The sequence below is a fragment of the Dactylosporangium vinaceum genome (assembly GCF_019904175.1).
GTDB lineage: Bacteria > Actinomycetota > Actinomycetes > Mycobacteriales > Micromonosporaceae > Dactylosporangium > Dactylosporangium vinaceum.
In genome coordinates this window covers 6617165-6643637 of the sequence record NZ_CP061913.1, presented here as the reverse complement: position 1 = coordinate 6643637, position 26473 = coordinate 6617165, and the positions used below count along the sequence as shown (strand labels likewise).

The following is a 26473-nucleotide window of genomic DNA, read 5'->3' as shown; positions in this document are numbered from 1 at the left end:
GGAAGAGTTCACCGTTTTACGATGCCGCTGCCGGGGCACAACGGCGGGCGTGGATGAGGGCATCGAAACCCGTGGCCGGTGGCGGCCGAGCCTGCTGCCGCGCGCATACGCCGCGCTCGTCGTCGGCCTGCGCTGGTTCGTCGTGGCCGGATGGGCCGCGGCCGCGATCGCGTCGGTGATCTACCTCCCGGCGGTCGGGCAGGGCGGCAGCGACCTGGAGCAGCTGGTCTCCAAGGACAACCCGGCGATCAACAGCGAGCTGCGCTCGTTCGACAAGTTCGGATTCCCGCTGCTCAGCCGGGTCGCCGTCGTGCAGCGCAACCCGCAGGGGCTGCCCGAGCAGGCCCGCACCGCGGCGCTCGAGCGGGCGCAGGCGGTCAGCGACGGGACGTACACCGACGCCGGGCCGATCCGCGCCGCCGTGCCCGTCATGAACGTCAAGGGCCTGTTCCCGGGCTCCGAGGAGAACGGCACGACGATTGTCACGTACCTGTTCACCAATCCCGACGTGTCCTTCGCCGGGCAGGTCAAGGCGGCCGAGCGGTTCGTGCAGGCCCACTACGGCCCCGATGACGCGGTCGTCGGCGTCACCGGCTCGGTCCCGGCCCGGGTCGAGCAGGCCCGGATCGTCCAGTCGTCGGTGTCGCGGCTGGAGCTGATCACCGTCATCGCCGTGTTCCTCATCGTCGCGGTCGCCTTCCGCTCGCTCATCGCGCCGCTCGTCGCGCTCGCGGTCGCCGGGGTCGCGACGCTGCTGACCCTGCACGTGGGCGGTGTGCTCGCGCTGAAGCTCGGCGTACCGGTGCCGCAGGAAACCCAGCCGCTGCTCGTCGCGCTGCTGCTCGGCGTCGTCACCGACTACGTCGTGTTCTACCTGGCCGGCGTCCGGCGGTCCCTCGCGGCCGGGGAGACGCGGGTGGAGGCGGCCCGCCAGGCGACGGCCCGGTTCACGCCGATCATCCTGGTGGCCGGGCTGACCGCGGCGGCGGGCACCGGGGCGCTGGTGGTGGCCGGGTCGCCGGCGTTCCGGGCGTTCGGGCCGGGCATGGCCCTCGCCATCCTCATCGGTGTCATCGTGTCCGTCACGCTCGTCCCCGCACTGCTCGCGATCTTCGGCGCGGCCGCGTTCTGGTCGCCGCTGGGCCGCCGGCCGCTCGTGGACACCGAACCCGCCGGCAGCACCTGGTGGGCCCGGCTGCTGACCCGCAAGTGGTTCGCCGCGCCGGTGCTGGTGCTGTGCACCGCCGGGCTCGTCATCGCCGCGCTGCCGCTGCAGCACATCCGGCTCGGGGTGTCGTTCGTCGACGCGCTGCCGGCGGACCGGCCCGCGCGGGCCGCGGCGACCGCGGCCGAGACCGGGTTCGCCGACGGCATCCTGTCGCCGACCGAGCTGCTGGTGGAGGGCGGCGGCATCGCCGGGCGCCCCGACGAGCTCAACCGGGTGCAGCAGGCCCTGGCCAAGGAGCCCGGCGTGGCCGCGGTCCTCGGCCCGTCCTCCGCGCAGCTGCCCAAGGGGTTCGACGTGTTCCGGGCCGGCGACGGCAGCGCCGCCCGCTACCTGCTCATCCTCGACACCGAGCCGCTCGGCGCCCGGGCCGTGCAGACCCTCGACCGGCTCAACCGGGACCTGCCCGGCCTGCTGGCCGCGGCCGGGCTGGAGAACACCCAGGCCAGCCTCGGCGGCGACACCGCCGTCGCCCGGGTCGTCGTCGAGCAGACCAAGAGCGACCTCGGCCGGATCGCGATCGCCGCGCTGCTGGCCAACCTGCTGTTCCTGATGCTGTTCCTGCGGGCCCTGTTCGCGCCGATCGGCCTGCTGGCCTGCAGCGTGCTGGCCATCGGCGCGACGCTGGGCCTCACGACGTGGCTGTTCCAGGACGTCTGGCACGCCGACGGCCTGACGTTCTACGTGCCGTTCGCCGCCGCCGTGCTCCTGGTCGCCCTGGGCTCCGACTACAACATCTTCGGCATCGGCCCGGCCTGGCGCGAGGCCCGCACCCGGCCCCTGCGCGAGGCGCTCGCGCTGACCCTGCCGCACTCGGCCCGGGCCATCCGCACCGCCGCGATCACGCTCGCGGTGAGCTTCGGGCTGCTGCTGCTCGTGCCGCTGCGGCCGTTCCGCGAGCTCGCCTTCGCCCTCGCCACCGGTGTGCTCATCGACGCGTTCATCGTACGGTCGCTGCTCGCACCGGCACTGCTGAGCGTCCTGGGCTCGACGGTGGCCCCCGAACCGGTGGCCGAGGAGTCAATCCCCGAGCAGATGGGTAGCCCGACCAGGTGACGACGTTGAGTGTTTCGCCACTGCCCCCGGTGACGACCGAGCTGCGCAGCTGGATCATCACGAACGTACGGGAGCTGCACGGGCTGCGGGAGGCGCTGCTGGAGACGCTCGAGGCCCGGCACCTCGTCGCCGCGCCCGCGTTCGACGACCGGGCCGACCGGGTGCTGCTCGTCGCCTCCGAGCTGGCCACCAACGCGCTCGTCCACGGCCTGCCGCCGAGCGTGGTCCGGCTGCTGCTCGCCGACGACTGCTTCCTGATCGACATCGCCGACCACGACATGCAGGCCGTCCCGGAGCTGCGCGACGTGGAGCCGTACGACTCCGGCGGCCGCGGCCTGCACCTGGCCCGGCAGCTGTCCCTCGACGTCGGCTGGTACGCCACCGCCGACGCCAAGCACATCTGGGCCTCCTTCCCGGCGGTGACCACCCGGGGATGAGGACAACCCCGCCCGGGTGACGCGCACTGATACGTCGCCTAGCTGACAGAACCGGAGTATTTCGAGGGCTCCACCGGGGCTCTTCCTGACGCCCGATGCGGGACAGCCGCATCGCAGCGACGGGAGGACGCCCATGCAACCCGGGGTGACGACGGCCGCGACCGAGGAGCTGCTCGGGTGGGCGCGGGCCGCGGGCGTCACGGCCGGCTCCGGCCCTCCGGTCGCCGAGGGCGCGCAGGTGTACCTGTGGCTGCTCGGCCTGCTCCCGGAGCAGCAGCTGCGGCCCGGCGACGGTGCGGCCGCGGTCCGGCTGCGGCTGCGGTACCTCTGCTGCTGCTCCCGCCCCGACGACCTGCTGTCGCTGGACCGGATGCTGCAGGCGACCGTCGGCAGCCCGTATCCGGCGACCTTCGAGCCCGTCCCGGCCGAGATCTGGCTCAGCGCCGGGCTCACACCGCGGCCCGCGTTCCACATCGACGTGGTCGCGCGGCTCGACCGGCCGCTGCGCCCCGTCCCGCGCGTCGTCGAGCCGCTGCGGCTGCAGACGGCGCCGATGACGACCCTGCGCGGCACCGTCCTCGGCCCGGGCGGGCATGCGCTCGCCGGGATGCGCGTGGAGACCGCCGACGGGCGTCTCGCCGCCGACACCGACCACGCGGGGCGCTTCGCGCTGCCCGGCGTCGTCACCGGCCGCCCCGTCGCGCTGCGGCTGACCGGGCGGGGCCGGCACTTCCACCACGAGGTCGCTGCGGACGGTAGCCCCGCGGTGATCTTCTGCGAGTTCAGAGAGGACTGACATGCCCTTCTACGCGTCTCCCGGCATCTACGTCGAAGAGGTAAGCGGCGGCGCCCGGCCGATCGGGGCGGTGGGCACGAGCACCGCCGGCTTCGTCGGCACCGCCCCCGACCGCGACGCCCGCCGCAACGAGGCCGTCGCCATCGGTTCGTGGTCGCAGTTCCTGCGCGCGTTCGGCGGCGGCGACGAGCCCGGCCCCGGCACCGCACTGTCCCGCGCCGTGTACGGCTTCTTCGACAACGGCGGCGGCCGCTGCTACGTCGTCAACGTGGCCCCCGGGGAGCCGATCGGCACCACCGGCCGCGGCCGCAGCGGCCTCGGGCTGCTGGAGGCCATCGACGACATCGCGATCGTGGCCGCGCCCGGCTACAGCGACCCGGCCTCCCACGAGGAGCTGCTCAAGCACTGCGAGCTGCTCGGCGACCGGGTGGCGATCCTGGACGCGCCCGCGGAGCCGGCCGAGGTGGAGCGGTACACCCGCGTCGCCACCGCCACCGCGCCGAAGAAGCCCAAGGCCGAGGGCGACAAGGACGCCGCCCCGGCCCCGGCACCGGCCAACGACGGCGCGCTGCGGCCGCGGCAGTCCGACTACGGCACGTTCTACCTGCCGTGGCTTGTCGTGCGCGACCCGATCAGCGGCGAGATCGTCCCCACCCCGCCGAGCGGCCACGTCGCCGGGATCTGGGCCCGCACCGACACGCTGCGGGGCGTGCACAAGGCGCCCGCGAACGAGCCGGTCCGCGGCGCCCTGGACCTCACCTACCGCATCACCCGGGCCGAGCAGGAGATCCTCAACCCGGCGGGCGTCAACTGCATCCGCTACTTCCCGAGCGAGGGCATCCGCGTCTGGGGCGCCCGCACCCTCGCCGCCGAGGCGTCGGAGTGGCGCTACCTCAACGTGCGCCGCCTGTTCTCCATGCTCAAGGAGTCCATCGCCGACGGTACCCGCTGGATCGTTTTCGAACCCAACGACGAGCAGCTGTGGCGCTCCATCCGCCGCGACATCGGCGCGTTCCTGACCCGCGTGTGGCGCGACGGCGCGCTCATGGGGGCCACGCCGCAGCAGGCGTTCTTCGTCAAGTGCGACGCGGAGACCAACCCGCCGGAGGTCCGCGACGCCGGCCAGGTCGTCGCCCTCATCGGCGTCGCGCCGGTCAAGCCGGCCGAGTTCGTCGTGTTCAAGCTCAGCCAGTCCTCCGTCGGCACCGAAGCGCAGTAAGGGAGCCCGTCAATGACCGCGCCACTGCCCGCGTCCCCCGCGGCCCAGCCCGGGAACGTCGTCGACCCGTATCGGGCCTACAACTTCAAGCTGCTCATCAACAACGTCACCGAGGGCCACTTCACCGAGGTCAACGGCCTCGGCGTCAAGGTCGAGCGGATCTCGTACCGTGAGGCCGGCAACAACAGCATCGTGCGCGCGATCCCCAGCCGCGTCACGTACCCGCCGGTCACCCTGCGCTTCGGCCTCACCGACTCCGCCGACCTGTGGGACTGGCTCATGACGGCCGTCGAGGGCCGCGTCAACCGCCGCAACGTCTCGATCGTCGTCCTGGACTCCTCGGGCTCCACCGAGGCGATCCGCTGGAACCTGCTCAACGCGTGGCCGCAGGAGTGGTACGGCTCCCCGCTCGACGCCATGAGCCGCGAACTGGCCATCGAGACCCTCACGCTGGCACACGAGGGTCTGCAGCGGGAGGCCGGCGGTGGTCAGGCGCCGACTGCGTAGCGGCCTGGCGCTGGGCCTGCACCGTGCCGCGGCGCGGGCCCACCACCTGGCCGACCGGGTCGACCGCCTGGCCACCCGGCTGGCGACCCAGCCCCCACCGCTCCCGGTTGCGGTCCCGGAGCCACCGTTTCCGGTCCCGGAGCCACTGTTCCCGTTCGGACCGGCGCTGCCCGAACCGCTGAATCCCGCAAGCATCGGCTACACGGCCGGCGACGAGGACGCGGACGCGGACGCCCGGCCGGCACGGGTCGAGCGGGCGGTCGACTCCGGGCGCAGCGACTCGTTCTCGCACGGCATGGGTGTCCGATCGCGCGAGGATGCACGGCCCGTGGCGCACAGCCGTTCACCGGAGCCCACTACCCCCGACCCGCCCGCGCCTCAACCGTTCGCATCTCAACCGTTCGCGCCTCAATCGATTGAGCCTGAACCGTTCGCGCCTCAATCGTTTGAGCCTAAATCGTTTGCGGCTCAACCGTTTGCGCCTGAACCGTTCGCGCCTGAATCGTTCGCGCCGCAAGCGAATGCACCGCAAGCGCCTCCAATGCAAGCGCTCGCGCCTCAGCCGTTCACGCCTCAAACGACTACGACTCAGCCGGTCGCAGCTCAACCGGTCGCACCGTGGCGGGGCCGGCCAGGACCGGTCGTCCTTGGCGGGCGGTCTCCGGGTGTGGCCACGCCGGGCGCCGCGGGGATCGCCGGCTCGTCAGTCGTCGCGGTGACGCCCGCGCCGCCGGGGGCGTGGCCGCGGCCGGCGGGGCCGCCGCAGCACTGGCTGGACGTGGTGAGCGGCCGATCGCCGTCGCCGCTGCACAGCGCCGGTGCACCCGCGGAGCCTGCCCCGGCCGCGGCGACTGCACCGGTTCCCGGGCCGGCGCCGGCATCGGCACCGTGGCTGTCCACTGTGGATGAACGGCCGGTGCACGGTGTCGTCGAGCGGGTCGCGCTCGCGGCGGTGGAGGGGCCGTGGCCGCAGCTGCCGGACGACGGCGGGCAGTTCGCGGTCGCCGCGCGGCCGCGGCGGCGGGAACGGGACCGGTATCTGGACGACGAACAGCGAGGACTGCCATGGAACGCGTAGCGTTCATCATCGACGCCACCGGTGAGCGGATCGACTGCCTGCTCAACCCGGAGACGTTCGAGGTGCGGCGGCTGGCCGGGGTGCGCACCCCGGCGGCCGGCAGCGAGCCGATCGTCGGGCGCGGGCAGGCCGACGACCCCGTGCGGTTCACCGGCGGCGGGCGGACCGAGCTGCTGCTCGACATGGTGTTCGACGTCGGGCTTGTCGAGTCGGGCGGCGCGCCGCAGGACGTGCGGGCGCTCACCGCCCGGCTGTGGAACCTCGCCGAGAACACCGCCCACGAGCTCGGGGCCGGCCGGCCGCCGCTGATCCGGCTCGTCTGGGGCAAGTCGTGGAACGTGCCGTGCGTCGTGTCGGCGATCGCCGAACGGTTCGACGCGTTCAACGCCGGCGGGGCCCCCGGCCGGTCGTGGATCCGGCTGAAGCTGCTGCGGGTCGGTGAGCCGGCCGGGTCGGCCGCCTGCTCGTTCGACGAGGAGCTGACCAGGACCGCCACCGCCAACGGCGACACCGACCGTCCGGCCGCGCTCGAAGCGATAGGCGACGGGGGTACGTCCGACGGCCGCCCCGGCACCGCCCGCATCGACCTGCTCGCGGCCGACGCCCTCGGCAGCCCCATGCGCTGGCGGGAGCTCGCGGCGCACAACGACGTCGACGATCCGCTCGCCGTGCGCGCCGGAACCGTCCTCGCGGTGCCGTCCGCCGGGAGCCGGTCGTGATCCCGGCGGTCGAGGTGCGGGCCGGAGGCGAGCAGCTGCCCGGCGGCGGCCGGGTCCGGGCGGTGCGGGTGGCGCGGCGGCTGTCGCAGCCGGCGCAGTGCGAGCTGACCCTGCACGACCCGCAGGGCCGGGCGGTCGAGCTGCTCGGGGCCGGGATCACGGTGCGGGTCGGCGGCGACGAGCGCGACCTGTTCGCCGGGGACGTGACAGGCGTCGACGTGGTCCGGGCGGCCGACGGGGAGACGGTGTCGCGGGTCGTGGCGTACGACGCGCTGCACCGCCTGCGCAAACGGCAGACGCCGCGGTGCCTGGAGCACGTCGACGCGGTGGAGTTGGCCGAGGCGGTCGCCGCCGGGCTCGGGGTGACGGTCGAGGCCGACGAGCCGGGCCCGCGCTTCGAGCGGGTGCTCCAGCACCGCCAGCGCGACCTGGAGCTGCTCGCGGCCACGCTGGCCCGGGTCGGGCTCTACGCGGTGCTCGACGATCGCCGGCTGCGGCTGGTGTCGCTGCGCGGGCACGGGGAGCCGGTCGTGCTGCGCTACGGCCGCAACCTGCACCGCGCGGAGATCTCGGCGAGCCTGGAGCGCGCCGCCGCCCGGTGCGCGGCGACGGCCTGGCGGCCCCGGACCGCGGACCTGCTCACCGCGGCGGCCGAGCGGCCCGCCGGCGGCCGTGACATCGCGCTGCGCCCGCAGGTCGGCACCGCGGGCGGGGCGGGGACGTTGACGCTGCTCGACGCGGCCGCGGCCGGGGAGGACGAGCTGCGGGCGGTGGCGCAGGCGGCGCTCGACGTGAGCGACGCGCGCACGGTGGTGTTCGACGGGGTCGCGGCGGGCCGCCCGGACCTGCGGGCCGGCGGCCGGGTGCGGGTCGAGGGGGTCGCCGCGGCGCTCGACGGGGCGTACGTGCTGAGCGAGGTCGTGACGACCGTCGACGCCGACGGTTATCTGGCGACGCTGTCGAGCCGGCCGCCCGAGCGGACCGCCGAGCGCGGCGGGGCGGCGCTGACCCTCGGGACCGTCGCCGACGTCGCCGACCCCGACGGGTGCGGGCGGGTCCGGGTCACGCTCGGCGCGGTGGCCGGGCTGGACCTGGGCTGGTTGCCGGTGCTCGCGCCGGGGGCCGGGGCCGGGCGCGGGCTTGTGGTGCTGCCCGACGTCGGCGACGCCGTGCTCGTGGCGCTGCCGCAGGACGCACACGGGGCCGCGATCGTGCTCGGCTCGCTGTTCGGGGCGGCGGCCGCGCCGGACGGAGCCGGGGTCAGCGGCGGACGGGTGCGGCGGTGGTCGCTGCGCACGGCGGCCGGGCAGTCGGTCGTCTTCGACGACGAGCACAAGTCGCTGCGCCTGCAGAACGACGCCGGGTCGTACGTAGAGCTCGGCCCCGACCTGCTGCGCCTGCACGCCGCGACCGACATGGTCCTCGAGGCGCCCGGCCACGGCATCACCGTCAAGGCGTCGAGCGTCGACTTCGAACACTCCATCGTGGACATTGCGGGAGGGCTGACGTGAAGCTCGTGACACTGGCGGCCGTGGTGCGCTGCGGCCACGACGGCCGGGTGCACAACTCGGCCCGGCAGTCGTGGGTGCGCATCGGCGGCAGCGCCGTGCTCGTCGACGCCGATCCGGAAGGGTGCCGGGTCTCGGGCTGCCCGAACATCGGGCCGACGATGAAGCCGTGCACGACGACGCTCGCCGTGAACACCGGCTACAGCCCGTGGCTGCGCATCGGCGGGCAGCGGATCGTGCTGTCCGACCTGGACGGGCTCACCGACGGCACCGTGCCCGGCACCGTCCACTACACGGTCCGAGACCCGGGCCAGGGGTTCGTGGAGGCGGCGACATGAGCGCCGAGAGGACGATCTGGTTCGCGGGTGCCGGCTCGGCCGGGTACGGCGGCGGCACCGGGCCGGCGGTCACCGCGGCCGGGGCGCTGTCCATGGTGGAGGGGGACGCGGCGGTGCGACAGGCGCTGCTGCTGCTGCTCACGACGACGCCGGGGGAGCGGCTGATGCGGCCCGAGTACGGCTGCCACCTGGACCGGCTGCTGTTCGCGCCCAATGACCAGACCACGGCCGGGCTGGCCGTGCACTACGTGCGCCAGGCGATCCTGCGCTGGGAGCCGCGGGCCGACATCGTCGAGCTCGACGCGGCCGCCGACCCGGACATCGCCACCCGCCTCAACATCCGGCTGCGCTACCGGGTCCGGGCCACGGCCGCGCGCAACGACCTCGACCTGACCCTCGACCTCGCCCCGACACCACCTGGGAGCCGACCATGAGCCTGCCCGTGCCCAACCTCGACGACCGCGCCTTCGCCGACCTCGTCCGCGACGCCCGCGAGCGGATCGCCCGCACGTGCCCCGAGTGGACCGACCTGTCCGTGCACGACCCCGGCATCACCCTCGTCGAGGCGTTCGCGCACCTGACGGAGGTGCTGCTGTACCGGCTGAACCGGGTGCCGGAGAAGACGTACGTCGAGTTCCTGAACCTGCTCGGCGTGGCCCGCCGCCCGCCCGCCGCCGCCTGGGCCGGGCTGGTTTTCGGCCGGGCCGGGGAGGACCGGCCGCGGGTCGCGATCCCGGCCGGGACGGCGGTCGCCGGGACCGGCGGGGCCGATCCGCGGCCGGTGGTGTTCGTGACGACCGAGTCGGCCGAGCTGGCGGCGGGCGCCGCGGAGGTCGCCGTGCGCGGCTACCACTGCGACGTGGTCGCCGGGGAGCTGCTCGGCCCGGGCACCGGGCGGGCCGGGCAGATCCTGCGCACCGCCCATGCGCCGCTGGTGACGACGACCGAGGCGTACGACGTGGTGCTCGGGGTCGAGGTCCCGCCGGGCACGACCGGGGAGGTCGCGGCCGGCCGGGACTTCGGCGGGCGCACCTTCGAGATCTGGGCCGCCGTCTCCGGGTTCGCCGGCGTGGCGCCCGACGCGAAGGTGTATCAGCTGGACCGCAGCACCGGCACTGTGACGTTCGCACCGGCCGTGGACGGCGGCGGCGTGCCGGTCGCGGCGGTCCCGGCCGCGGGGCGGGAGGTCCGGCTCTGGTACCGCACCGGCGGCGGCCCGGCCGGCAACGTCGCCCCCGGCACACTCACCGCCCTGCGCACCCCGATCCCCGGCGTCACCGTCACCAACCCGCAGGCGGCCGTCGGCGGGCGCGCGCTGGAGCCGATCGAGTCCGCCCTCACCCGCGGCCCCTACGAGTTCTTCGCCCTGCGCCGGGCCGTCACCGCCCGCGACTTCGAGCTCCTCGCGACCGCCGCGTCACCGGCCGTCGCCCGCGCCACCGCGTTCACCCGCAGCGCCATGTGGGCGTTCGCCCACCCCGGTGAGGTCGAGGTGGTACTCGTCCCGCACGTCGGCGCCGAGTCGCGGCCCGGCGGCCGGCTGCCGATGGCGGCGCTGCTCGCCCTGCAGACCGAGGACGTGCGCGCCCAGACCCAGGCCGACCTCGACACCCGGCGGGCGCTCGGCACGCGGGTCCTGGCCGGGTGGGCGCGGTACAAGCCGGTGTCGGTCCGGGCCCGGGTGGTGGTCGGGCCGCACGAGGATCCCGACGCCGTGCGGCGCCGGATCAACGACCGGCTCTACGGCACCATCAGCCCGCTGCCGACCCCGCTCAACCCGACCGGCTGGGCGTTCGGCGAGCCGCTGCGCGCGTCGAACGTGTACCGGCTCCTCGAACAGGCCGAGCCGGGCGTGCGCTACGTCGACGACGTCCGGTTCGTGCTCGACGAGGCGCCCGACCAGGTGGTGCGGACCGTCGCCGCCGACCAGTACCAGGCCGACACCTGGTACGCCGGCGCCGGTGAGCTGCTCTTCCGCTCCACCAACGGCGGCGACGGGTGGGAGCCGGTCGGCCGGTTCCCGGGCGAGGACGTGCGGATCGTGACCGTCGCACCCGCCGCGGCCCGGCCCGGGATCGTCGCGCGGCCCGGGCACCTGGCCGCGGTGAGCCGGGATCAGGACGGCGGCTCCGTGGTGCGGATCTCCTCCGACCTCGGCGAGACGTGGACGCTCGTCGCCGCGCTCGAACCCGCGGTCGCCGACGTGGCCTGGATCGACCGGGAAGGGGCGGCGGCGCTGCTGCTGGCGACGGACGCCGGGCTCTACGCGGTGGCGGCGCAGGCGGGTGCGGTACCCCTGCAGATTCTGGTGGATCAGGCCGATCCCGACAAAGGGTTCTCGGGAGTGCGGGCCTTCGTCTCCGACCGCGGGGTGCACGGGGTCGCCGTCGCGGCCCAGGCTCAGCAGGGCGTCTACCTCTCGGTGCTCGGCGGCGCGGCCGGGTCGTTCAGCCCCGTCGGGCTGCGCAACGTCGACGTGCGGACGCTCGAGGTCCAGCTCGACGGGCCGGCCACAGTTCTGTGGGCCGGCGCCGGCGAACCGGACGCGAGCAGGCCAGGGCAGGGCTGCCAGCGCGCGCGGCTGTTCGAGGCGAGCGTGCAGTGGGAGAAGATGAACGCCGGCTGGACCGGCGGCACCTGCTGGGACATCGCCTTCGACGGACCGGTGGCCGTCGCGGCGACGCAGAGCGGCGGGGTCCTGCGCCTCGACAGCGGCGCGCCGGGCCCGCAGTGGCAGCCGGCGAACGTCAACTCGGGGCTGCCCCTGCGCGACCGGACCCGGTTCATGGCGGTGACGTCCCTCGCGGTCAGCGGACCCGGCACGCACCGGGGCCGGGTCCTGGCCGGGACCGCCGGCGGCGCCTACCGCACCGACGACGGCGCGGCCTGGGCCCAGACCGCGGGCCGCGAGGTCCGCCAGGCCGTCACGATCCCGGCGACCTGGCTGCTGTGCTCGGCGGAGCACGCGATCGACGTGGTGCGGGCCGATGCGCAGCGCTGACATCGAGCGGCTGCTCCCGGCCGTGTACCAGCGCGCCGCCGGCACCGGCGGGCCGCTCGCCGCGCTCCTGGACGTCATGGAGGGCATGCACGAGCCCGTCGAGGGCCGGCTGGCCGCGGTCGACGACCTGGTCGCGCCCTACCGCACACCTGACGCGTTCCTGCCCTATCTGCTCGGCTGGCTGGCGATGGACCACATCGGGCGGTCCCTGCCGCCCGGCCGGCAGCGGGACCTCGCCGCGCGCGCCGGCGAGCTGGCCCGGACCCGCGGCACCGCCGCCGGGCTGTGCGCGCTGCTGGCCACCGTCACCGGCGTCGCCGGGTTCGTGATCGACGAGCCCGCCGACCGCCCGTTCCACATCGTCGTGCGGGTGCCGGCCGCCGCGCACGACCAACTGCCGCTGATCCGGGTCGCCGTGGCGCTGGAGAAGCCCGCCGCGGTCACCGCCGACATTGCTGAGGAGGCTTAGGTTATGTCCACCAACTGGGTGGTCACCACCGCCGCGGAGCGGGTCGCGCTCGACGACGCCAAGCGGGGGGAGACCACCTTCACCGTGACCAACCCGGCGGCCCGGGCCGACCGGGCGGTGTTCCAGGTCGTGCCCGGCGACGGCGCCGACCCGGCCTGGTTCACCGTCGACCAGCCGCAGCGGCAGGTCGCGGCCAGCGGCTCCGCCTCGTTCCTGCTCGCCGTCCAGGTGCCCGACGGCGCCGCGCCCGGCACGTACGAGGTCCGCGGCCGCGTGTATTCGGCGAGCGAGGCACCCGAGGAGTCCTCGGTGCTGAGCAACCGGATCGTCTTCGACGTCGCCGCCCCGCCCGCACCCGAGAAGCGCCGGATACCCATGTGGATCCTGCTCGTCGCGGCCGCGCTCGTGGTCATCACGGTCGTCACCGTCACCCTGGTCCTCACCCTCGGCGGCGGCGAGGCGCAGCAGGCGAGACCGCAGCCGTCGGCCCCGGCGTCCGGCCTGGTCTCGGTCCCGACGGTGCTCAGCTACAACGAGGAAAACGCGGGATTTCTGCTGCGCGACCGGGGGCTCGTCCCGGGCGCCGTCAAGTATCGGCTCGACCTCGACCACGTCGGCAACATCGTCGAACAGAATCCCCCCGTCGGAGCCAAGGTCGAGGTGGGCTCCAAAGTGGACCTCGTCGTCGCGGTGCGGCTCACCGCGCCGACCCTGAAGACCCCCGGCGATGCCAAAATCAGCATCAAGGGCAAAGCCACGTTGCAGTGGGAGCAGGCCGAGCGCTACGTCACCCACTGGCTGGTCGTCTACGCGCCGTCAGTCTGCTTTCACAACACCTCCGCCTCCGCGCCGATCTGCGCCGCCCTCGGGGTGAACGCCGTGCGGGTCGACGCCCGATCCGCCGTTCCGCCGGTGCAGACGGCGTTCATGCAGGTGGTCGGGTCACCCACCGGGGCCTACTTCACGAACGACGGAACGTTCCGGTGGTACGTCGCGGCCGTCGACGACTTCGACCAGGCGGGCCCGTTCAGCCTGTCCCTGAACGCGCAGATGGTGGCCTGACATGGGCGCCTTCAAGCTCACCCAGCCGCGGATCGCGATCCTCGTCCTGGCGCTCATCGCCGTGCTCTACGTGCTGTCCGCGGTCAACCACACCGGCGGGGACTCCACGGCCCTGCGCAAGCCCGGCGGCTTCGTCGGCTGGCTCGGGCACCGCTTCGGCGGCACGCCCGACGCCGCCCGGGCCGACCTGTCCGCACCGTGCCTGCTGGAGGAGAAGCTCACCGTGAAGAACGGCACCTGCACCCTCACCGTTGCCAAGTCCACAGTGGACCAGCGCAGGGTCCGGCTGCGCAGCGAAAGCGACGTCGCCGTGCAGGCCCCCGCCCCCGGCCGCGACACGCTCGTGCGCAGCGACGTCGAGGCCGGCTCCACCGTCAGCGTCGCCGTCGGCAAAGGCGGCGCCCAGATCGACGTCATCTGCGCGGGCGAGCGGACCTGCGTGCTGACCCTGATGACGGGGGAGTGACAGCCGTGAACATCGAGCGCCTGCGCACCCCGTTCTTCATCATCGCCCTCGTCGCCATGGCCCTGGTCGTCTGCGTCGAGCTCGGCGAGCACCTCATCGTCGGCGGGTTCGATGCCGGCACCGCACTGACCGACCAGGCGGCCGGCGCCGGGCTGCAGGTGCCGGCCGGCGGGCAGGTCGAGCGGCCGGCCGGGCTCGGGGTGCCGTACCTCGCGCTCGTCGACGTGGTCGCCCTGTTCACTGTCGCCCTGATGGCCGCCGGGCTCGTGGTGCCGGCCAAGCTCCAGGGCCGGCTGCAGGGGATCGTGACGCTCGTCTTCGCCGTGCTCCTGGTGCTGGCCGCGATCGGGCTGCTGGTGCTCGCCGTCGCGAAGCTGATCCTCATGGTGACGCTGCTGCTGGCGTTTCCGTTCGGGACGATCGCGTACCTCATCGGGTTCGGGTTTTTCCCGCGCGGTACGGCCACCGTGATCCTGTCTTTGATCATGTTCCTGAAGTTCGTCTTCGCCGGCTCGCTCGCCGCGGCCCAGCAGCGGTTCCTGCAGAACAAGGGCCTCGTGGCGCTGGTGCTGACGTCGCTGCTGTGCACGGTGGCGGTCAGTTTCCTGCACGGCGTCGTGCCGGGCGTGCTGGCCAGCATCACCGACGCGGTGGCCGGCATCGTCTGCGCCGTGGCCGCCATCGTGTGGGCCGTCGTCCTGCTGGTGGGCGCGGTCGTCGGCATCGTCACGGCGGCGAAGGCGACCGCCGACGAGGCCCGCTCGACCGCCCTGGCCGTCGCCACCTGACCCGGCGCGGCCGGGGGTCAGGCGCCGAAGCAGGCGAAGACGCCAGTGCTGTGGTGGTGGGCCTGGTCGGCGGAGAGCTGCGCGGCGGCCAGGGCGGCGGCCGGGGTGTAGCCGGCGGCCAGGCGTTTGTGGACGTCGGCCATCAGGGCGGCCGTGGCCTCGTCGTCGACCGGGCCCGTGCTGGCCAGGACCGTGCGGGTGCCCAGCTGCAGGAGGGCGCTCGTCAGGCCCAGCAGCTCCTCGCCCAGGTGCACGGCGGAGACACCCGTGTCGCAGCCCGACAGGACCAGCAGGCCGGGCGCGGTGCGCAGGGCGGACAGGTCGTAGATGGTCAGCGGGCCGTCGCTCAGGCGCAGCGCGGAGAACAGGGCGTTGTCGCTGCGGAAGTCGCCGTGGCAGGCGATGTGGCCGATCCGCGCGCCGTCGAGGGCGGACAGGACGTCGGCCGCCCTCGCCCGGTGGCCGGTCAGGACCCGGGCGTCGGGGGCGAACTCGGCGATGCGGGCCACCTCCAGGCCGGCGTGGGGCGGGTCGGACGGGCCGACGAGGACGGCCGGGCCCGTGGGCTGGGCGGTGCGGTGCGCGCGCCACCACATCGCGGCCGACGGGGCCACCCGCACGGGGCGGCCGCGGCAGCTCGGCAGGAGGGCCCACGGGACGGCGTGCAGCTGGGCCACCGGGGCCAGGACGAGGTCGCGGTCGCCGGTCAGGTCGGCCAGGGGCGCCAGGAGGGCCGCGTCCAGGGCCCGGGCCGCGTGCCGGGCGGCGGCCGCGGCGGCGCCGGCGTGGCCGCGGACCATCACCAGGCGGCGCTGGGCGAAGCGCAGGCCGCCCAGCTCCTCCACCAGGGGGGCCAGCGGGCCCAGGGGGCGGTGGACGACCCGGCCGTCGGTGACCACCAGGGCGTGCAGGACGCCGGCCACGGCCACGAAGTCGACGAGCGCGGCCGGGCCCAGCGCGGCGGCGAGGTCGTCGAGCGCCAGGCGGCCCGACTCGGCGGGGCCGGTGCCCTGGGCCTGCCAGGCCCTCGTGCGGATGCGGGCCTCGAGGTCGTGCTGCCAGCGCATCAGGCGGCCGGAGTGGGCGGCGCTGATCGGGGCCGCGGACAGGTCGGCGTGGACCCGGCGGAGCATCGCCAGGCCGCGGGTGATGACCTGGTCGGCGCTCGGGCGGGCGGGGGGCAGCCACAGCGTCGCGGCGCACGTGCGCTGGGCGGTGGCCAGCAGGCGCTGCGGTGTCTCGTGGGCCACGGCCAGGGCCAGGCGGAACTCCGCCAGCTCGGCGATGGTGGCGCCGCTGCGGACGCGCAGTTCGGTGGCGCCCAGGCTGGAGCGGTGGACCTCGAACTCGGCCAGGCCGGCGTCGGCGGCGCGGATGGCGGCGGGTACGTCCCCGGTGGACAGGGCGACCAGGGCGCGCTGGTGCCAGAGCCGGGCTCGCAGTGCGGCCGGCCCTCGGGTGGCCGCCCCGGCCGCCCCGGCCAGTCCGGCCGCTGCGGCCGGCCGGTCCTGGAGCAGTACCGCCAAATGCACTGCATCCAGCCAGGCCTCCCAGGCGGGGATCAGCCATCCGGCGCGGGTCAGTGCGGTTGCCGTCGCCTGGAGGCGGCGCAGGGTGCCGCGGTGCGCCGAACCGGCGGCGATCTGGGCCGACAGCTCCACCGCCAGGGCGCGCAGGACCAGCAGCTGCCGGCCGTGCTTGGCGAACGCGCGCCGGGCCGCCTGCGCCGTCGCCCGGGCTTCGCTCGCGCGTCCGCGGGCCAGGGCGATGCGGGCCACCAGCAGCGCCGCCTCACCGCGTACCCCGTCGAGGCGCCCGGCCGTGCAGGCGTCGACGGCGTCCTGGGCGGCCCGCTGGGCCTCGGGCAGCAGGCGCACCGACTGGAGTACCTCGGCGAGGTCGAGCAGGCCTACCGCGTCGGGTCCGGTCCGGCTGAGCTCGGGGCGGGCCCGGGCGTAGCGCACCAGCGCCTCCGGCACGTCGCCGGCCTGCGCGGCCACGAAACCGCGGTTGTGCTGGACCTGCGCCGCGCCGACCGGCAGGTCCATGCCGGCGTAGATCGCGGCGGCGGCGTCGAGGTCGGCCTGGGCCAGCCGCAGATTGCCGTGGTACCCGTGCAGGATCCCGCGGTTGTTGAGCGCCCGGGCCTGCCACAGCCGGTCGCCGGCGCGCCGGAACACCCGCAGCGCGGCCCCGTAGCCGGCCAGGGCCTCGCCGTCGCGGCCGAGCCGGTTGAGGATCACGGCCCGCTGCATCACGGCCCGGGCCCGGCGCAGCCCGCGCAGGCCGACCAGGGCGGCGTCGATCTCGCGGACCGCGGCGGCCGGGCGGCCCATCTCGTCCAGGACCAGGGCCAGGCTCATCCGGGCCTCGGCCGCCTCGGTCGCCCGATCGTGTGCGGCGGCAACGGTTACAGCCTTGCGGAGGTGCCGGGCGGCGGCGCCGGCGTCGTACGATGCGCGGGCGGCGAGCCCGGCCGCCCGGTGCGCCATGGACAGTGCCTCGGGGTCCCGAGCCCGGCGCGCCGCGGCCAGGGCCGTCTCGGCGAGCGTCCGCGCCCGCCGCGGGTCGCCCGCCGCCGCCTCGATCGCCCGCGCCGCCAGCGCGAGCGGTGTTGCGGCTTCGGTCACGATTGCGATCCTTGCACTGGATGGGACTGTCGCCTACCCGACGTATCGATCGGATGACCCGGCGGGTCATCCAAACGTTGCCGAACGAGATCGAGGAGGAGCCGTGAACCAACGGTTGGAGCGGTGGCGGGCCCGCCGCGCGGAGCATCTCGCCGCCCTGCCCTGGCTGGTCACGGACGCGGCCGGGCCGCGGACGGTGCGCTACGTCGGCGACGAGCTGCTGGCCGTGGACGAGCACTACGACGACGCCCGCAGCGCCGTGTCCGCCCAGGGCAAGAGCGCCGCGGACCTCGTCGAGGACGAGCCGCTGCCGGGGGTACGGCGAATCCGTGCGCGGGGCCTCGACCCGCTGCGCGCCGCCCGGCGGGTCCGCGAGCGGGCCGGGGACGTCCAGGTCGGCCCGAACCACGTCCTGCTCGGCACGCCCCATTGGCAGGGCGGCCCCTTCGGCCGGCCGGTGGTGAGCGCGGCCGCCACGCTCGCCGCGCCCGGTCCGCAGGCGCCGGTGCGGGTCGCGGTCATGGACACCGGTGTGTGGTCCGACAGCCCGCTCCCGGTCAGCCGCTACACGGTCGGGGCGTCGGACTACGAGACCAACACCGACGCCGACGGGGACTCGGTGATCGACTCCGACGTCGGCCACGCCAACTTCATCGCGGGAGTGGTACTGCAGGGTACGAGCCAGGCGCGGGTCCGCATTGTCAAGGTGCTCGACTCGTTCGGCGTCGGCACCGAATTGGATCTGGCGCAAAAAGTCGCGACTCTTGACGACACGGACATTCTGAACCTGTCCCTCGGCGGGTACACCGCCGACGATCAGCCGCCGGTGCTGCTGCGCTGGGCCCTGAACCGGTTCCTGCTCGGCCAGGACCGGCTCGTGGTCGCCGCGGCCGGCAACGACGGGCAGGCCGGGCCGCCGTTCTGGCCGGCCGCGTTCGCCGGTGCCGGCGTCGCCTGGAAGGACCAGGTGATCGCCGTGGCCGCCCACGACGGCACCGCCGTGTGCCAGTGGAGCAACACCGGATCGTGGGTGAGCGTCGCCGCGCCCGGGGCCGACGTGGTCAGCACCTACATCAACCACCCGGAGTTCACGACCGGCTGGGCGGCCTGGAGCGGCACCTCGTTCGCGACCCCGCACGTCGTGGCCGCGATCGCCGAAGCGGCGCACACGGGCGGGGTGGTGGCCGCGGCGAAGCAGGTGCTCTCCGGCACCGCGGTCAGCTTCGCCGGGTACCCTGCCATCTCGTGACCACATTCGATCCCACCATTGCGCTGATCGAGGCGTCCGACGGGGATCAGCGGGCCTGGGACTCGCTCGTGGCGCGCTACTCCGGCCTGGTGTGGGCGACCGCCCGCAGTTTCCGGCTGGCCGACGCGGACGCCGCGGACGTGTTCCAGGCCACGTGGTTCCGCCTGGTCGAGAAGCTGCACCAGGTCCGCGATGGCGCGGGTCTCGGCGCCTGGCTGGCGACGACGGCCCGCAACGAGGCCATCGACATGCTGCGCCGCCGCGGCCGGGAGTCGCCGACCGACCTCGACGAGCACATGGCCGCCGTGCGGTCGACCTCCGACCTGCCGGAGGAGACGGTGCTGCGGGCCGAGGAGGACCGGCTGCTGTGGCAGGCCGTCGGGCGCCTGCCGGAGCGCTGTTCGCGGCTGCTGCGGGCGATGGGCACCGACCCGGTGCCGAGCTACGCGGAGCTGGCGGCGGCGCTCGGCATCCCGGTCGGGAGCATCGGCCCGACCCGGGCCCGCTGCCTGGGGATGCTGCGCGGCCTGATGGCGTCGACGTGACGCCGAGCCGATTGAGGAGACCATCATGACGGCGAGCGACGACGACGCCCTCGGCGATGCGGTCGCGCGCGTCTACGCAACCGTCGACCCACCGCCGGTACCACTGCTGCAGGCCGCTTCCGGCATTTTGGCCTGGCGCTGCGCGGATGACGCGCTGGCCGCCCTGCTCCTGGACAGCGCCGTCGCCGGTGCGGCCGCCGGTGTCCGGGCCGGGCCCGCCGACGGTTCGCGGATGCTCAGCTACGGCGCCGGCGACACGGTGCTGGACCTGGAGCTGACCGACGAGGACGGTACGGTGCACGTGACCGGGCAGATCAGCCGCCCGCTCGCGGCGCCGCTGGAGATCCGCCACCGCGACGGCACCTGGACGGGTGCGACGGACGCGGTGGGCCGGTTCACGACGTCCGGCCTGCCGTCCGGCCCGCTGCGCGTGACGTGGGGCCCGGGCCCGGACGGCGAGACCTTCACCACCCCGGCGATCTTGCCGTTGTGAGCGCGCAGTGAAGGAGCTGTATAGGATCCGGCTGTGACGTACCCCGGGGGACCGACGGATCCGCAGCAGCCCTACGGCCAGCCTCAGCCCTACGGGCAGCCTGACCCTTACGGCCGGCCTGATCCCTACGGCCAGCCCCAGTACGGACAGCCCCAGCACGGCCAGCCGCAGTTCGGGCAGCCCCAGTACGGCCAGCCCCAGTCCGGACAGCCGCAGTTCGGGCAGCCGCCGCAGGTGCCGTGGGCGACCCAGCTGCCGCCGCCCACCCAGCAGCGCGGCGGCAAGCTCGCGCTGATCGCCGGCGGTGCCCTGCTGGCGTTGATCCTGGTCGTCGTCGGCGGCTACTTCACCTACCAGAAGGTCTTCGTCGACACGCCGACCGAGGTCGTGCAGGCGTACATGAAGGAAGCGCTGAAGGACAAGCCGTCCGCGGACGAGCTCGGCAAGTACCTGTGCAAGACCGAGGCGGCGAAGCTCAAGAAGGAGCTGTCCACCAACGACCCGGCGGACAACGACCGGATCATCGACTGGCACGTGACAGGCGAGACGATCAGCGGCGACACGGCGACCGTCTTCACCCAGTTCACCGTGAAGACCAGCGCGACAAGCGGCAAGACGAGCACCAACAACCTGTCGCTCACCCTGCTCAAAGAGGACGGGGACTGGAAGATCTGCGGCTACGGGGCCTGACGCACGTCCCGCGGCGCCAGGGTCTCGGTGAGCCGGGCGATGCCGAACTCGAACGCCTCGCCGACGTCGCCGCCCAGGTTGAACGCGCCCGCCAGCTCCATCGTGACGAACCCGTAGAGCCAGGCCGTGACGGTGCGCGCGGCCGGTAGCGCGTGCGCCGCACCGGCCAGCCGCTCGGTCACGCGCAGCAGCGGCGCGGCCAGCTCGGCCAGGGCCGCGACAGTCGGCCGGGCCTGGTCCGCCCGGCGGCCGAAGATCAGCGCGAACGCGGCCGGCCGGGCGTGGGCGAAGGCCCGGAACGCGTGGGCCATCGCGGCCAGCTCCGCGTGGACGTCGCCGCCGGCCTGGAGCCGGGCCAGCTCGGCGCTCAGCTCGCGCGCGGTCGCCTCGGTGATGAGGCCGATCAGGTCCTCGCGGTTGCGGACCCGCTTGTAGAGCGACGGCGGCCGGACCCCGACCCGGGCCGCCACCGCCTGCATGGTCAGCCCGTCGAGGCCGGCCGACTCCAGGATGTCGCGGCCGGCCTGGACGATCTCCTCGAGCGAGGTGCGATCGGGCGTCGGCATGTGTGCTCCCCACCATAGCTATTGACCGTAGCCATCATGGCTAACTACCATAGCTATCATGACAAACCTGGGGCCGCATCTCCACCGCATCGGCGACGATCTCGTGGCGGCGTACCTCGTCGTCACCGACGAGGGTGTCACCGTCATCGACGCCGGCCTGGCCGGGCACTGGCACGACCTGCGACGTGAGCTGACCGCCATGGGCCGCACGCTCGCCGACGTCCGCGGCGTCGTGCTCACCCACGGCGACACCGACCACATCGGCTTCGCCGAACGCCTGCGGCGGGAGTGCAACGTCCCGGTGTACATCGGCGCGGCCGACGCCGCCCGGGCGCGCGGCGAGGAGAAGTACAGCCCCGACTCGTGGGGGCCCAAGAAGGTGCTGCCCATGACCGGCTTCCTGTGGCACACGATCCGCAAGGGCGGCCTGCGCACCACGTACCTGACCGAGGTCGTCCCGGTCGCGGACGGCCAGGTGCTGGACCTGCCCGGCGCCCCGCGGGTCATCGCCCTGCCCGGCCACTCCGCCGGCAGCATCGCCGTGCACGTCCCGGTGGCCGACGCCGTGTTCGTCGGCGACGGCCTCACCACCCGCCACGTGCTGACCGGCCGGACCGGCCCGCAGCCGGCCCCGTTCACCGATGAGCCGCAGCAGGCCCTCGACTCGCTGGAGCGCCTGGCCGGCATCGAGGCGAAGTGGCTGCTGCCCGGGCACGGTGCCCCGTGGTCCGGCGGCATCCCGGCGGCCGTCCGCGCGATCCGGACGGCCGCCGCTGCGTCCTGAGCACGTTGCCGGAAGTCCTGTCCGCCGGGCCGACTCCGACGGCCGGCCGCCGGGCGACAGTCGCCGGGGTTACGGACAGGACTTCTGAGCAGACGCTTCAGTACTCGGACGCGACGCTGCGCATGATCCAGAGCGAGCCGCCGTTGGGGGACTGGTTGTTGCCCTCGGTGGTGCTCTTCGCCTTCGCGTTGTAGGCGAGCGTGAAGAACGCGAAGGGGTCGGCCGCGGTGCCGGACCCGACCTCGACGCTCGACGGGTTGGCCTGGTCGCCGTTGGCGATGCCGGAGTTGTAGATGAGCACCTTCGGCCCGGCCGGCCAGGTCTGCAGCGGCTGGTCGACGAGGATGCCGTAGGTCGGGCGCAGCGCCACGGCCTTGTCGCCGAACGTGAACAGCACCTTGTCGTCGTGCGTCTTGAGCAGGTTGTGCGAGCTGGCCAGGACGTTGACGAACTGCGTGGTGTAGTCGCCGGCGGCGCCGGTGAACGTGTACGGGTCCCACCGCAGCACCAGGGCCGGAGCCTGGTTGGACGTCGTGCCCATGTTCTGCGCGTGCCGCACGACGGCGACGACGGTGCCCTGGACCTGCACGAAGCTCGGCTCGGTGTAGTTCTCGGTGAAGCCGTTGCCGACCGGGGTGTTCGCGCCCAGCTGGAACGCGTCGGCGACGAGCAGCCGCACCGTGCTCACCGGCTGCCAGGTGGCCCGCACGAACCACGCGCCGGTGTCGTTGTACACGGGGATCAGGACCTGGTCGGCCCGGCCGCCCCGGTCGTCGAGGGCCAGGACGCTGCCGTGCTCGGCGAGCGCGCTGCCGCCGATGCCGGGCACGACGAGCTTGACGGGGTCGGTGAAGTTGTTCCAGCCGGGCTTCCAGACCGAGTAGTAGACGCCGTCGCCCGGCACGAAGAACGTCAGCACCACCGAGCCGTCGTGCATCTTGCCGATCTTCGGGTCGCGCATGTCCCGGTCCGCCATCGTCGCCGGGTGCGCGAGGGCCTGGTGGGTGACCCAGCTCCACGTCGCGCCGCTCCTGGTCCCGAACGAGACCTGGACGGTGCCGAAGCTGGTCGGGCTGACGTGCTCGGTGGCCCGGTGCCAGACCGCCATGAGGCGGCCGTCGTCGAGCTTGAGGATGTCGGGGAACCGGGCCTCGTAGGCGTCGGGCTCCTGGTAGAGCTTCTGGAACTGGCTGACCGCCATGGCCGGTGGGGCGCCGAGCGCCACCACCGCCACGACGACGGCCAGAATCGCGGCCATCCGCCGCAGCGTGAACATGGTCGACAGATCTATGTGGAATATCGTTCCATGTCAATGGTCGCGTTACGGTCGCTCCCGGCGCTGCGGCTCAGCGGTCGGTGAAGTCGCCCGCCTCGGCGGCCGGGCCGCTGGCGTCGCTCGTGCTGCCCTCGGCCGGGGAGGACATGCCGCCGGTCGTGGCGTCGCCGGTGGTCGTCAGCGCGCCGGGCTCCACGTGGCGCTGCGGCGCGCGGCCGGAGCCGCCCGGTCCGGCGCTCGAGCCGGTGGTGGTCTGCACGCCTCCCGTGCGCGTGGGGCCGCCGTTGCGCAGGATCTCCTGCTCCGCTTCCATCTGTTCCGGGTCGAAAGTCATGGTTTGTCCAGTACCCCCGGAGCAGGGTCTTGAACGCCCGGACCCGATCGGCTCGCCGCCGGGCGTCGAGCGGTGTGGTGTAAACCGCTGTTGACTTCGCTGTGGATCGCTCGCTACGGTCGAAGTCAACAGTCGTTTACATGCTGAGGGGTACCCGTGACATCTACGCCGTCGGGCGAACGCACCGGCCGGCACTCGAACAGCACCCTTGTCGTGCTGTTCCTGTCGCTCGGCGGCCTGGCGTTCGCGGTGCTGCAATCGCTCGTCGCGCCCGCACTGCCGATCATCGCCCGGGACCTGCACGCGTCGACGGGCGACATCAGCTGGATTCTCACGGCGTACCTGCTGTCGGCCTCGGTCCTCACGCCGATCCTCGGCCGGCTCGGCGACATGGTCGGCAAGCGCCGCGTCATGCTCGTCGTCCTGGTCATCCTGGCCGCCGGAACGCTGCTGGCCGCGCTCGCGCCGAACCTGACGGTGCTCATCGTCGCCCGCGCGCTGCAGGGCGCGGCCGGCGCCATCATGCCGCTGTCGATCGGCATCGTCCGCGACGAACTGCCCCGCGAACGCGTCGGCGTCACCGTCGGGCTGCTCTCGGCCATCTTCGGCATCGGCGCGGGCGTCGGGATCGTCGCCGCCGGCCCGATCGTGGACAACCTGTCGTGGCACTGGCTGTTCTGGTTTCCGCTGGTGGTGGTCGGGATCGCCCTCATAGGCGTCCTGGTGGGGGTACCGGAGTCGCCCGTGCGCGCACCCGGACGCCTCGACCTGATCGGCGCCGCGATCCTCTCCGCCGCCCTTGTTTCGCTGCTCCTGGCGATCAGCAAGGGCCGCGAGTGGGGCTGGGGGAGCCCGCAGACGGTCGTGCTGCTGGCCGCCGGGGTCGTGCTCCTCGCCGTCTTCGTCGTGGTCGAACTGCGCGTGCGCGAGCCGCTGGTCGACATGCGCCTGATGGCCCTGCGCGGTGTGTGGGCCACCAACCTCGTGGCGCTGATCTTCGGTTTCGCCATGTTCGGCACGTTCGTGCTCGTCCCGACGCTGCTGGAGCTCCCCGCGGCCACCGGCTACGGCTTCGGCAAGTCGGTCTCCCAGGCCGGCCTGTTCCTGCTCCCGACGGTGCTCATGATGCTGGTCTTCGGCCCGCTCGCCGGCCTGCTCGACCGCCGCTTCGGCCCGAAGGTCCCGATGACCCTGGGCGCGGCCGCGGTCACCGCCGCGTTCGTCCTGCCCGCCGCCGGGCACGGCGCGATCTGGCAGATCCTGGTCTCCGGCCTGTTCACCGGCGCCGGCATCGGCCTCGCGTTCGCCGCGATGTCCAACGCCATCATCGAGAGCGTCCCGGCCACCCACACCGGCGAGGCGGCGAGCGTCAACACGATCGCCCGGACCATCGGCAGCAGCATCGGCACGGCCGTCATCGCCGCGGTCATCGCCTCCAACACCACCGCCCGCGGCCTGCCGACCGACGACGCGTTCACGAAGGGCTTCTGGCTCTGCGCGGGCGTCGCGGTCCTGGGCATCGTCGCGGCGCTGATCCTGCCCTCGGCCCGCCGCCGCCACGAGCAGGCTCTGGCGGTCGGTGTCGAGGACCTTCCCGACGAGGTCGAGGCTTTGCGCTGAGTCGCCTGCCGTACCCCACTGCACTGCCTGTCGTACCCCGCTGGTGGCCGGCTCGCTGGTGCGCTGCGAGTCGCCGGGCTCGACGGTCCGGTTGATCTCGGTGGGTCGGCCACGCGTACGGTCCGGCACGTGATGGTGCCGGACCTGCGACTTACGCCGACCGGGCCGCGGCGACCGGCCTCTACGGGAACGGCTGGTCTCGGGGCGCCGTATGAGGACGCTTCGCACGCTGCGCCGTTGGTGATCGAGATGCTGGACGGCTCGACGGCTGGGCACCTCGACGGCTGGGCACCTCGACGATTGGGCACCTCGACGACTGGGCGGCACGGCGACTGGGCGGGGCGCGGGCTCGGCGGCTGGGCGGCGCGGCGATTGAGCGGTTCGGTGTTTCGGCGGCACGGCGACTGGGCGGCACGGTGACTGGGCGGCTCGCCGGCTGGCGGCACGGCGACTGGACGGCTTGGCGGCACGGTGACTGAGCGATTGAGCGGCTGGGCGTTTCGGCGGCACGGCGACTGGGCGGCACGGTGACTGGGCGGCTCGCCGGCTGGCGGCACGGCGACTGGACGGCTTGGCGGCACGGTGACTGAGCGATTGAGCGGCTGGGCGTTTCGGCGGCACGGCGACTGGGCGGCACGGCGACTGGGCGGCTCGCCGGCTGGCGGCACGGCGACTGGACGGCTTGGCGGCGCGGCGATTGAGCGGCTGGGCGGCTTGGCGGCGCGGTGATTGGGCGATTGAGCGGCTTGGCGGCTCGGCGGCCGAGCGGCTGGAGGGTTCGACGGCTGGGTGACTCGGCGGTTCGGCCGGCTCAGCGGTTCGGCCGCCCAACGTCTGCGGGTTCCCTGGCGCCGATCATGCGGGACCTCACCTTCATGGGGCCCAACCAGGTCTGATGAGCCGTCCGTAGATCGTCGCTGAGGTGACGGCCGGTGACTGTCGGTCGCGGGCGGCACCGCGGGCCTCCACAGTGGACGCAGCCCCCTAAACGGTCAGCTTTCGCAAGATTCGCTCAAGGAGCCCGGATAGGGGGTTTCCGGCGGAGCGGCGGTCACGGTGTCCTGGATGCATGAACGGCCCGTGCGCGATCGCGCTCCGCGCGGGCTGTTCATTCCAACCGCGCTGAGCTCCGGAAACCCGCGCCCACACCAAAGTGGCGGCCAAAAGGTTTCATCGCCGACCCGGCGGTCCAGTAAGCGAACCATGTTGCCCGCCAGCCGAACAGTCACATACTGTCCGGTATCCCTTGCGCAGCGATAAGTGTAACGTCGGCGTTCCCGATTGCCTGGAGGCAGCGTGAGCACCGAGAAGCTCGTTCTGCTCTTGGCCGAGCGAGACTACATGTACGGCACCGGCGAGCTTGCGCTGCGTGTCCGCCACGTCGAACGTGAGGCGCCGCTCACGTACGACAACGAGCTCTGGTACTACGTGCACGGCACCCAGCTCGGCCACGAGGGCCGCGTACTCGGCGACCGGGTGGTGGTCGTCCGCGGCCGCCGCCTGAGCGCCGCGGGCGTGCCGCTGAACTGACAGGTCGTCGCAGGTCCGCCGCTCATGCACTCGACCGTTCGCCCCGATGTTCATCAACGCCGACGGTCGTCGCAGGGCTGCGATAAG

General features: G+C 73.8%; 27 protein-coding genes. 23 read left to right on the top strand and 4 right to left on the bottom strand.

What is annotated here, in order from left to right; all coding sequences use genetic code 11:
• Positions 1–49: 49 nt before the first annotated feature.
• The 15 genes from Dvina_RS29930 to Dvina_RS29860 all read left to right on the top strand — a co-directional run bounded on the left by Dvina_RS29930 (position 50) and on the right by Dvina_RS29860 (position 14669).
• Complete coding sequence (locus Dvina_RS29930) at positions 50–2281, top strand: MMPL family transporter (protein ID WP_223092670.1); 2232 nt, start codon at positions 50–52, stop codon at positions 2279–2281.
• Positions 2278–2718, top strand: a complete 441-nt coding sequence (locus Dvina_RS29925) for an ATP-binding protein (protein ID WP_223092669.1) — start codon at positions 2278–2280, stop codon at positions 2716–2718. The genes Dvina_RS29930 and Dvina_RS29925 overlap by 4 nt, the downstream gene beginning before the upstream one ends.
• A 133-nt stretch (positions 2719–2851) precedes the next feature.
• Positions 2852–3514, top strand: coding sequence for a carboxypeptidase regulatory-like domain-containing protein (locus Dvina_RS29920; RefSeq protein WP_223092668.1), 663 nt, complete (start codon positions 2852–2854; stop codon positions 3512–3514).
• Between the two features lies 1 nt (position 3515).
• Positions 3516–4733: a phage tail sheath family protein gene (locus tag Dvina_RS29915; RefSeq protein WP_223092667.1), complete on the top strand. Its 1218-nt coding sequence runs from the start codon at positions 3516–3518 to the stop codon at positions 4731–4733.
• A gap of 12 nt (positions 4734–4745) precedes the next feature.
• Positions 4746–5240: a phage tail protein gene (locus Dvina_RS29910; RefSeq protein ID WP_223092666.1), complete on the top strand. Its 495-nt coding sequence runs from the start codon at positions 4746–4748 to the stop codon at positions 5238–5240.
• Positions 5241–6141: 901 nt separating this feature from the next.
• Positions 6142–6318, top strand: a complete 177-nt coding sequence (locus Dvina_RS29905) for a hypothetical protein (protein ID WP_223092665.1) — start codon at positions 6142–6144, stop codon at positions 6316–6318.
• Positions 6306–7037, top strand: a complete 732-nt coding sequence (locus tag Dvina_RS29900; RefSeq protein WP_223092664.1) for a CIS tube protein — start codon at positions 6306–6308, stop codon at positions 7035–7037. Before Dvina_RS29905 ends, Dvina_RS29900 begins: the two co-directional genes overlap by 13 nt.
• Positions 7034–8548, top strand: coding sequence for a phage baseplate assembly protein V (locus Dvina_RS29895; protein ID WP_223092663.1), 1515 nt, complete (start codon positions 7034–7036; stop codon positions 8546–8548). The genes Dvina_RS29900 and Dvina_RS29895 overlap by 4 nt, the downstream gene beginning before the upstream one ends.
• On the top strand, positions 8545–8883 hold the full coding sequence (locus Dvina_RS29890) for a hypothetical protein (RefSeq protein WP_223092662.1): 339 nt from the start codon (positions 8545–8547) through the stop codon (positions 8881–8883). Before Dvina_RS29895 ends, Dvina_RS29890 begins: the two co-directional genes overlap by 4 nt.
• Positions 8880–9317 carry a GPW/gp25 family protein gene (locus tag Dvina_RS29885; RefSeq protein ID WP_223092661.1) on the top strand — a complete coding sequence of 146 codons (438 nt, stop codon included), beginning with the start codon at positions 8880–8882 and terminating at the stop codon, positions 9315–9317. Before Dvina_RS29890 ends, Dvina_RS29885 begins: the two co-directional genes overlap by 4 nt.
• Positions 9314–11884, top strand: a complete 2571-nt coding sequence (locus Dvina_RS29880) for a putative baseplate assembly protein (RefSeq protein ID WP_223092660.1) — start codon at positions 9314–9316, stop codon at positions 11882–11884. Before Dvina_RS29885 ends, Dvina_RS29880 begins: the two co-directional genes overlap by 4 nt.
• Positions 11871–12353: a phage tail protein gene (locus tag Dvina_RS29875; RefSeq protein WP_223092659.1), complete on the top strand. Its 483-nt coding sequence runs from the start codon at positions 11871–11873 to the stop codon at positions 12351–12353. Before Dvina_RS29880 ends, Dvina_RS29875 begins: the two co-directional genes overlap by 14 nt.
• A 3-nt stretch (positions 12354–12356) precedes the next feature.
• Positions 12357–13415, top strand: a complete 1059-nt coding sequence (locus tag Dvina_RS29870) for a PASTA domain-containing protein (RefSeq protein WP_223092658.1) — start codon at positions 12357–12359, stop codon at positions 13413–13415.
• A gap of 1 nt (position 13416) precedes the next feature.
• Complete coding sequence (locus Dvina_RS29865) at positions 13417–13881, top strand: hypothetical protein (protein ID WP_223092657.1); 465 nt, start codon at positions 13417–13419, stop codon at positions 13879–13881.
• Between the two features lie 5 nt (positions 13882–13886).
• Entirely contained in the window at positions 13887–14669 is a 783-nt protein-coding gene (locus Dvina_RS29860) for a hypothetical protein (protein ID WP_246655405.1), read from the top strand.
• A gap of 17 nt (positions 14670–14686) precedes the next feature.
• Here Dvina_RS29860 and Dvina_RS29855 read toward each other — a convergent pair whose 3' ends face one another.
• On the bottom strand, positions 14687–17299 hold the full coding sequence (locus Dvina_RS29855) for a CHAT domain-containing protein (protein WP_223092656.1): 2613 nt from the start codon (positions 17297–17299) through the stop codon (positions 14687–14689).
• Between the two features lie 103 nt (positions 17300–17402).
• On the opposite strand from Dvina_RS29855, the gene Dvina_RS29850 reads away from it, so the two are divergent.
• Genes Dvina_RS29850 through Dvina_RS29835 form a run of 4 tightly spaced genes read left to right on the top strand, consistent with a single transcriptional unit; the run spans position 17403 to position 20276 of the window.
• Complete coding sequence (locus tag Dvina_RS29850) at positions 17403–18548, top strand: S8 family serine peptidase (protein WP_223092655.1); 1146 nt, start codon at positions 17403–17405, stop codon at positions 18546–18548.
• Entirely contained in the window at positions 18545–19093 is a 549-nt protein-coding gene (locus Dvina_RS29845; protein WP_223092654.1) for an RNA polymerase sigma factor, read from the top strand. Before Dvina_RS29850 ends, Dvina_RS29845 begins: the two co-directional genes overlap by 4 nt.
• Before the next feature lie 25 nt (positions 19094–19118).
• Positions 19119–19586 carry a hypothetical protein gene (locus Dvina_RS29840; protein WP_223092653.1) on the top strand — a complete coding sequence of 156 codons (468 nt, stop codon included), beginning with the start codon at positions 19119–19121 and terminating at the stop codon, positions 19584–19586.
• A 33-nt stretch (positions 19587–19619) separates the two neighbouring features.
• Positions 19620–20276, top strand: a complete 657-nt coding sequence (locus Dvina_RS29835; RefSeq protein WP_223092652.1) for an Rv0361 family membrane protein — start codon at positions 19620–19622, stop codon at positions 20274–20276.
• Here the strand turns inward: Dvina_RS29835 and Dvina_RS29830 are convergent.
• A complete protein-coding gene (locus tag Dvina_RS29830; protein ID WP_223092651.1) occupies positions 20264–20842 on the bottom strand; it encodes a TetR/AcrR family transcriptional regulator in 579 nt (192 codons plus the stop codon). The two genes, Dvina_RS29835 and Dvina_RS29830, sit on opposite strands and share 13 nt — an antisense overlap.
• Before the next feature lie 58 nt (positions 20843–20900).
• Between Dvina_RS29830 and Dvina_RS29825 the strand changes: the two genes are divergently transcribed.
• Positions 20901–21626 carry an MBL fold metallo-hydrolase gene (locus tag Dvina_RS29825; protein WP_223092650.1) on the top strand — a complete coding sequence of 242 codons (726 nt, stop codon included), beginning with the start codon at positions 20901–20903 and terminating at the stop codon, positions 21624–21626.
• A gap of 97 nt (positions 21627–21723) precedes the next feature.
• Here Dvina_RS29825 and Dvina_RS54575 read toward each other — a convergent pair whose 3' ends face one another.
• Together Dvina_RS54575 and Dvina_RS29815 are read right to left on the bottom strand one after the other, a co-directional pair.
• On the bottom strand, positions 21724–22884 hold the full coding sequence (locus tag Dvina_RS54575; RefSeq protein WP_246655404.1) for an exo-alpha-sialidase: 1161 nt from the start codon (positions 22882–22884) through the stop codon (positions 21724–21726).
• A gap of 88 nt (positions 22885–22972) precedes the next feature.
• Complete coding sequence (locus tag Dvina_RS29815; protein ID WP_223092649.1) at positions 22973–23236, bottom strand: hypothetical protein; 264 nt, start codon at positions 23234–23236, stop codon at positions 22973–22975.
• Positions 23237–23392: 156 nt separating this feature from the next.
• Between Dvina_RS29815 and Dvina_RS29810 the strand changes: the two genes are divergently transcribed.
• The 3 genes from Dvina_RS29810 to Dvina_RS29800 all read left to right on the top strand — a co-directional run bounded on the left by Dvina_RS29810 (position 23393) and on the right by Dvina_RS29800 (position 26386).
• Positions 23393–24856, top strand: coding sequence for an MFS transporter (locus tag Dvina_RS29810; protein ID WP_246655403.1), 1464 nt, complete (start codon positions 23393–23395; stop codon positions 24854–24856).
• Between the two features lie 237 nt (positions 24857–25093).
• Positions 25094–25276 (top strand): hypothetical protein, encoded by a 183-nt coding sequence (locus Dvina_RS29805; RefSeq protein WP_223092648.1) that lies wholly within the window; start codon positions 25094–25096, stop codon positions 25274–25276.
• Positions 25277–26152: 876 nt separating this feature from the next.
• A complete protein-coding gene (locus Dvina_RS29800) occupies positions 26153–26386 on the top strand; it encodes a hypothetical protein (protein WP_223092647.1) in 234 nt (77 codons plus the stop codon).
• Positions 26387–26473 lie beyond the last annotated feature (87 nt).

What these genes read in the sequence shown, in the direction of transcription:
- Dvina_RS29920 (WP_223092668.1), top strand. Translation starts at nt 2,852, where the DNA reads ATGCAACCCGGGGTGACGACGGCCGCGACCGAGGAGCTGCTCGGGTGG.
- Dvina_RS29915 (WP_223092667.1), top strand. Translation starts at nt 3,516, where the DNA reads ATGCCCTTCTACGCGTCTCCCGGCATCTACGTCGAAGAGGTAAGCGGC.
- Dvina_RS29910 (WP_223092666.1), top strand. Translation starts at nt 4,746, where the DNA reads ATGACCGCGCCACTGCCCGCGTCCCCCGCGGCCCAGCCCGGGAACGTC.
- Dvina_RS29900 (WP_223092664.1), top strand. Translation starts at nt 6,306, where the DNA reads ATGGAACGCGTAGCGTTCATCATCGACGCCACCGGTGAGCGGATCGAC.
- Dvina_RS29885 (WP_223092661.1), top strand. Translation starts at nt 8,880, where the DNA reads ATGAGCGCCGAGAGGACGATCTGGTTCGCGGGTGCCGGCTCGGCCGGG.
- Dvina_RS29880 (WP_223092660.1), top strand. Translation starts at nt 9,314, where the DNA reads ATGAGCCTGCCCGTGCCCAACCTCGACGACCGCGCCTTCGCCGACCTC.
- Dvina_RS29875 (WP_223092659.1), top strand. Translation starts at nt 11,871, where the DNA reads ATGCGCAGCGCTGACATCGAGCGGCTGCTCCCGGCCGTGTACCAGCGC.
- Dvina_RS29870 (WP_223092658.1), top strand. Translation starts at nt 12,357, where the DNA reads ATGTCCACCAACTGGGTGGTCACCACCGCCGCGGAGCGGGTCGCGCTC.
- Dvina_RS29865 (WP_223092657.1), top strand. Translation starts at nt 13,417, where the DNA reads ATGGGCGCCTTCAAGCTCACCCAGCCGCGGATCGCGATCCTCGTCCTG.
- Dvina_RS29840 (WP_223092653.1), top strand. Translation starts at nt 19,119, where the DNA reads ATGACGGCGAGCGACGACGACGCCCTCGGCGATGCGGTCGCGCGCGTC.
- Dvina_RS29830 (WP_223092651.1), bottom strand. Translation starts at nt 20,842, where the DNA reads ATGCCGACGCCCGATCGCACCTCGCTCGAGGAGATCGTCCAGGCCGGC.
- Dvina_RS29825 (WP_223092650.1), top strand. Translation starts at nt 20,901, where the DNA reads ATGACAAACCTGGGGCCGCATCTCCACCGCATCGGCGACGATCTCGTG.
- Dvina_RS54575 (WP_246655404.1), bottom strand. Translation starts at nt 22,884, where the DNA reads ATGGCCGCGATTCTGGCCGTCGTCGTGGCGGTGGTGGCGCTCGGCGCC.
- Dvina_RS29815 (WP_223092649.1), bottom strand. Translation starts at nt 23,236, where the DNA reads ATGACTTTCGACCCGGAACAGATGGAAGCGGAGCAGGAGATCCTGCGC.